This is a genomic window from Cellulomonas sp. PS-H5, assembly GCF_019265565.1.
In the GTDB taxonomy this organism is placed as follows: Bacteria; Actinomycetota; Actinomycetes; order Actinomycetales; family Cellulomonadaceae; genus Cellulomonas.
This window is the reverse complement of record NZ_JAHVCI010000109.1, coordinates 1-5,037: the sequence shown is the minus strand read 5'-3', so window position 1 is coordinate 5,037 and position 5,037 is coordinate 1. Positions and strand designations below refer to the sequence as shown.

General features: G+C 77.0%; 6 protein-coding genes. 3 read left to right on the top strand and 3 right to left on the bottom strand.

Features of this window, described 5'->3' with window-relative positions:
• The first annotated feature begins 264 nt into the window (after window positions 1-264).
• Window positions 265-423, top strand: coding sequence for a DUF5679 domain-containing protein (locus J5O08_RS20290; protein ID WP_147794224.1), 159 nt, complete (start codon window positions 265-267; stop codon window positions 421-423).
• 85 nt (window positions 424-508) lie between these two features.
• Complete coding sequence (locus J5O08_RS20285; RefSeq protein ID WP_218708715.1) at window positions 509-1,507, top strand: ThiF family adenylyltransferase; 999 nt, start codon at window positions 509-511, stop codon at window positions 1,505-1,507.
• Between the two features lie 76 nt (window positions 1,508-1,583).
• Here J5O08_RS20285 and J5O08_RS20280 read toward each other — a convergent pair whose 3' ends face one another.
• From J5O08_RS20280 to J5O08_RS20270, 3 genes are all read right to left on the bottom strand, one after another.
• Window positions 1,584-1,931, bottom strand: coding sequence for a WhiB family transcriptional regulator (locus J5O08_RS20280; RefSeq protein ID WP_147794226.1), 348 nt, complete (start codon window positions 1,929-1,931; stop codon window positions 1,584-1,586).
• A gap of 137 nt (window positions 1,932-2,068) precedes the next feature.
• Window positions 2,069-2,272 carry a hypothetical protein gene (locus J5O08_RS20275; RefSeq protein WP_217616880.1) on the bottom strand — a complete coding sequence of 68 codons (204 nt, stop codon included), beginning with the start codon at window positions 2,270-2,272 and terminating at the stop codon, window positions 2,069-2,071.
• A 156-nt stretch (window positions 2,273-2,428) separates the two neighbouring features.
• Window positions 2,429-4,468 carry an ATP-dependent helicase gene (locus tag J5O08_RS20270; protein ID WP_218708713.1) on the bottom strand — a complete coding sequence of 680 codons (2,040 nt, stop codon included), beginning with the start codon at window positions 4,466-4,468 and terminating at the stop codon, window positions 2,429-2,431.
• Window positions 4,469-4,615: 147 nt separating this feature from the next.
• Here J5O08_RS20270 and J5O08_RS20265 point away from each other — a divergent pair, with 147 nt between their 5' ends.
• Entirely contained in the window at window positions 4,616-4,882 is a 267-nt protein-coding gene (locus tag J5O08_RS20265; RefSeq protein ID WP_217616882.1) for a mycoredoxin, read from the top strand.
• The last annotated feature ends 155 nt before the right edge of the window (window positions 4,883-5,037 follow it).

The window sequence follows — 5,037 nt, the reverse complement described above, 5'->3', positions numbered from 1 at the left end:
CGCTCGCGGCGTGGGCGGCGGAGGCGGGGCGCGGGGCGGCGGCCGCGGCCGCCGCTGCGGGCGCGGCCGAGCGCACCGGGTCGACCGGCGTCCGGGGGTGCTCCCGCGACGGCTGCACGTCCAGCACCGTAGCGGTTCAGGGCCCTGATCTGGGCCAACTGCCGCACGACGGGCGGGTGGAACCCTCCCGCGACCGCCGCACGGCGTGGATACTGGCCCGGGCGCCGGGACGCGGCGCCGCCGAACCGATCCGAGGAGACAGACATGGCCGAGACCTACGCCGGCGAGTTCTACTGCGTGAAGTGCAAGGAGAAGCGCCAGGCCGAGGGTGAGGTCGTCGTCTCCGAGTCGGGCCGCCGCATGGCCAAGGCCACCTGCCCGGTGTGCAGCACCAAGCTGAACCGGATCCTCGGCAAGGCCTGAGCAGGACCCGACCTGTGGACGACGGCGTCCGCCCCCGCCCGGGGTGCCACGGTGGTGGTACTCGACGGGACGGGGGTGGGGCGCCGTGCAGCTCCGACAGGGACTCCGCGTGCTGCGGCGCGCGACCGACGAGGTCCAGGTGGGCCTCGACCCGCGGTGGGCCGTGCGCATCGCGGGGTTGACCCCCGAGCGGGCCGAGCGCCTGCTCCGCGCGGGCGACCGCCGCGTCGACGACGCGCTGCCCGCCCCGGCGCTCGACGCGCTGGGCGCCGCGGGGCTGCTCCGCCCGAGCGCGTCGCGCGCGCGACGGGTCCGGCCGGACCTGCGGCCCGAGGCCCTCGCCCACGGCCTCGCGCGCGCCGACGGCGACGGCGTCGACTCGGTGCGGCGGCGCGCGGCCGCGACGGTGGCGGTCGCCGGTCTCGGCCGGGCCGGGACCGCGGTCGCGACCACGCTCGCCCTCGCGGGCGTCGGCACGCTGCTGCTCGACGACCCGCGGCCGACCGGTCCCGAGGACCTGGTGCCGGCCGGCGACGGACCCGACCGGGCCACCGCGCTCGGCGGCGTCCTGCGCGCGCTGGCGCCGCGCACCCGCGTGCGGACGGGGCGGGGCCTCGCCGCGCTCCTGGCGGACCCGCCCGACGTGGTCGTGACGGTGGCCGCTGACACGCCCGACCCGGCGACGGCGCTCGCGCTGCTCGGTGCCGACCTGCCCCACCTGCCCGTGGTGACCCGGGAGGCCGATGCGCTGGTGGGTCCGTTCGTCCGGCCGGCTCCGCCCGGCGGGCCGCCGCCGCCCTGCGTGCGCTGCCTGGACCTGCACCGGGCGGAAGCGGACCCGGCGTGGCCGACCGTCCTCGCGCAGCTGGTCGCCCCCGGGCCGGGCGACGGCGCGGCGGAGCCCCCGGCCGCCCTGACCGCGGTGGTCGGCGGGCTCGCCGCCGCGGAGGTGCTCGCGCACCTGGACGGCGGCGCGCCCTCGACCGCGGGCGCGCAGTACGAGGTCCCGGTGCCCTCCGTGGCGCCGCGGCTGCGCCGCTGGGCCGCGCACCCCGAGTGCGGGTGCGCGGCCCTGGCCGGCTGACGGCCGCAGGGTGCGCGGGACGCGCGGCGGGCCCGGCACCCGGTCGCTCGGACCGGGCGCCGGGCCCGCGGGGCGGTCAGGCCGCCGGGCTGGCGTCCTTGCGGGGCCGGCCGCGGCCGCGCTTGACCGCGACCACCTGGCCGCCGACGAACACCTCGCCGCCCCACACGCCCCAGGGCTCCTGCCGCTCGACGGCGCCGGCGAGGCAGCCCTCGAGCAGCGGGCAGGTGCGGCAGAGCGCCTTGGCCTGCTCGACCTCGGCGGTCCGCTCGGCGAACCAGAGCTCGGGGTCGTTGGACCGGCACGGGATGAGGCCGGCGACCAGGGCGTCGAACTGCACATCGGTGACGGCGGGCGTCGAGGCGGGCGGCCAGGGACCGGATCCGCCCTGGTTGACCGTGTCGAGCAGCGTCGTGAGCCGCACGATGTCCTCCTGAATGACTTGCGGGTTGAGCGAGGTGGCGGTGGATCCGCAGCTGCCTCGCCCCCCTGCAGGTGCCGGGGAAGACGAAGGCCGCGGAATCCGGTGGACTCCGCGGCCTGGACGGGCTGGTCATCGACTCAGATGACCGGTCCTCCTGGGACGGAGTCGGAGCGGGACGAGAGATCGCGCGCACGCAGCCGGAGACCGGTGCCGCCGAAGCCACGGATGCCCGTGCCCGGGGCGGCGGGGGACACAGCGGTCCCCTGGATCTCGCCGGAGATGGGTGCCAGGAACGGCAGCGCGATCGCGCCGACGCCGAACTCGTCGAAGTTGTTCTTCACAGCACCACACCTCCTTCTCGTCATCGGGCCGCCGCCGCTTCGCGCAGCACGGCCTTCCAGCAGGACTCGTTCACCGTAGAGGGGCCCTCGCGGGCGGCACAACCGATTTATCGAGAGTTTTTTCCACGAGTTCCCCCGGGTCCCCCGATCGGCCGATCAGCCGGCCGCCGCCGCCTCGCCCGCCGCGGGCCTGCGACCGGCCACGATGGCCAGCAGGTCGGGCCCGTAGCGGTCGATCTTGGCCGGGCCGATCCCCTGGACGCGGGCCAGCTCCGGGACGCTCGCCGGGCGCAGCTCGGCGATGGCGGACAGCGTCGCGTCGCCGAGGACCGTGTAGGCGGGCTTCGCCGTCGCCCGGGCCAGGTCGGCCCGCCACGCGTGCAGGGCGGCCAGCAGCTCCGCGTCGACCTCGCCGGTCAGGCGCGGGACGGCACGAGGCCGCCCGTCGCCGAACCGGGCACGCCCCTCCTGCGGCCACAGCCCGTCGAGGAACCGCGAGCGCCGCCGGGTCGCCCGGCCTCCCGGGGTGCGGGACCGGCCGTAGGACAGCTCGAGGTGCTGCCGGGCGCGGGTGATCCCGACGTAGAGCAGCCGACGCTCCTCCGCGAGGTCGGCGGCGGTGTCGGCGGACGCCCACGGCACCAGGCCCTCGCTGAGGCCGGCTAGGAACACCGCGTCCCACTCCAGGCCCTTGGCGGCGTGCAGCGACGCGAGCGTGACGCCCTCGACGGTCGGGGCGTGCTGGGCGGCGGCGCGCTCGTCCAGGTCGGCGATGAGGTCCTGGACCGTCGCGCGGGTGCCCGCGCGCTCCGCCGCCGCGGCCAGGTCGTCCGCGAGGGTCACCAGCGCGTGCAGCGTGTCCCAGCGCTCGCGCGAGGCGCCGCGGGCCGCGGGCGGCTCGTCCGTCCAGCCCGCCGAGCGCAGCGCGTCCCGCACGGTCTCCGTCATCGGCACGTCGGCCTCGGCCGCCACCGCGGCGCCGCGCAGCCGGACGATCGCGTCGCGGACCTCCTTGCGCTGGAAGAACCGCTCCCCGCCGCGCAGCACGTAGCCGATCCCCTGGTGCGCGAGCGCCTGCTCGAACGCCTCGGACTGCGCGTTGGTCCGGTACAGCACGGCGATCTCGCTGGGGCGGGTGCCGGCCGCGATCAGCCGGCCGATCCGGGTGGCGACCCCGGCGGCCTCCGCCTCGTCGTCGTCGTAGACGGCGAACCGCACGGGTCCGGCGGACGGGCGCTGCGCGATGAGCTCGAGCGGCTCCCAGCGGGCCGCCCGGTCCTTCGGGGCGCGGCGCAGCACCTCGTTCGCGAGGCCCACGACCTGCGGCGTCGACCGGTAGTCGCGCACCAGCCGGACGACCTGCGCCTCGGGGTGCTCGGCGGTGAACCGGGTCAGGTAGTGCGGCGTCGCGCCGGCGAACGAGTAGATAGTCTGGCTCGGGTCGCCCACCACGCACAGCTCGTCGCGCCCGCCGAGCCACTGGTCGAGCAGGAACTTCTGCAGCGGGGAGATGTCCTGGTACTCGTCGACGACGAACCGGCGGTACTGGTGCCGGATCTCGTCCGCGACGGCGCGGTTCTCGACCAGCATCCCCGACAGCAGCCAGAGGATGTCCTCCATGTCCATGACGCCGCGCGCGTCCTTGGCGTCCTCGTACGCCGTGATGAGCCGGGCGACGACGTGGTGGTCGTGGCCGGCGGGCGCGGGACGGTCGGCCGCCGCGGCGGCGCGCACGTAGTCCTCGGCCGTGATCCGGGAGACCTTGGCCCACTCGATCTCCGACGCGAGGTCGCGGACCGACACCCGGTCGACGGACAGGCCCAGCCGGTGGCAGGCGTCCGCGACGACCGGCGCCTTCTGGGCGAGGACCTGGGGCGAGGGGCCGCCGACGACCTTCGGCCAGAAGTACCGCAGCTGGCGCAGCGCGGCCGAGTGGAACGTCCGCGCCTGGACCCCCGCCACGCCGAGGTCGCGCAGGCGGGTGCGCATCTCCCCCGCCGCGCGGGCGGTGAACGTCACGGCGAGCACGCTGGTCGGGGCGTAGACGCCGGTGCGCACGCCGTAGGCGATCCGGTGCGTGATGGCGCGGGTCTTGCCGGTGCCCGCCCCGGCCAGGACGCACACCGGCCCGGTGAGGGCGCGCGCGACCTCCCGCTGGTCCGGGTCGAGGGCGTCGAGGAGGTCGTCGGCAGGCATCGCCGTCGATCCTCGCACCTCCCGCCGACACGCCGGGACCGCCGTCCCCAGGGGCGCGTGCGCGCGGTCCCGGACGCGTCCGGGATGATCCTGCGGGCGCCGGGCGTTCAGACCGGTGACGCGACACCGACCATGCGAAGGCAGACGATGACGACCACGCAGGACCTGCCCGCCGAGGGCACCGTGACGATGTACTCGACGACCTGGTGCGGCTACTGCCGCCGCCTGAAGACGCAGCTCGACTCCGCGGGCATCGCGTACACCGAGGTCGACATCGAGCAGCTGCCGGACGCCGCGGCGTTCGTCGAGCAGGTGAACGGCGGCAACCAGACCGTGCCGACCGTGCTGTTCCCCGACGGCTCCGCCGCCACGAACCCGTCGCTGGTGCAGGTCCGCGAGCGCCTCGGCGCCTGACCGCACGCGACGACCCCCGCTGCGCCCCGCAGCACCCGGACCCGAGGGCCCGCCCGGCACCGCCCCGCTCAGCGCGTGCCGCGCGGGCCCTCGTCCGCGGGGGCGGGCACGGCGCGCCGGCCCTGGCGCCGGGTGGCCGGGGGCTGCGCGGCGGG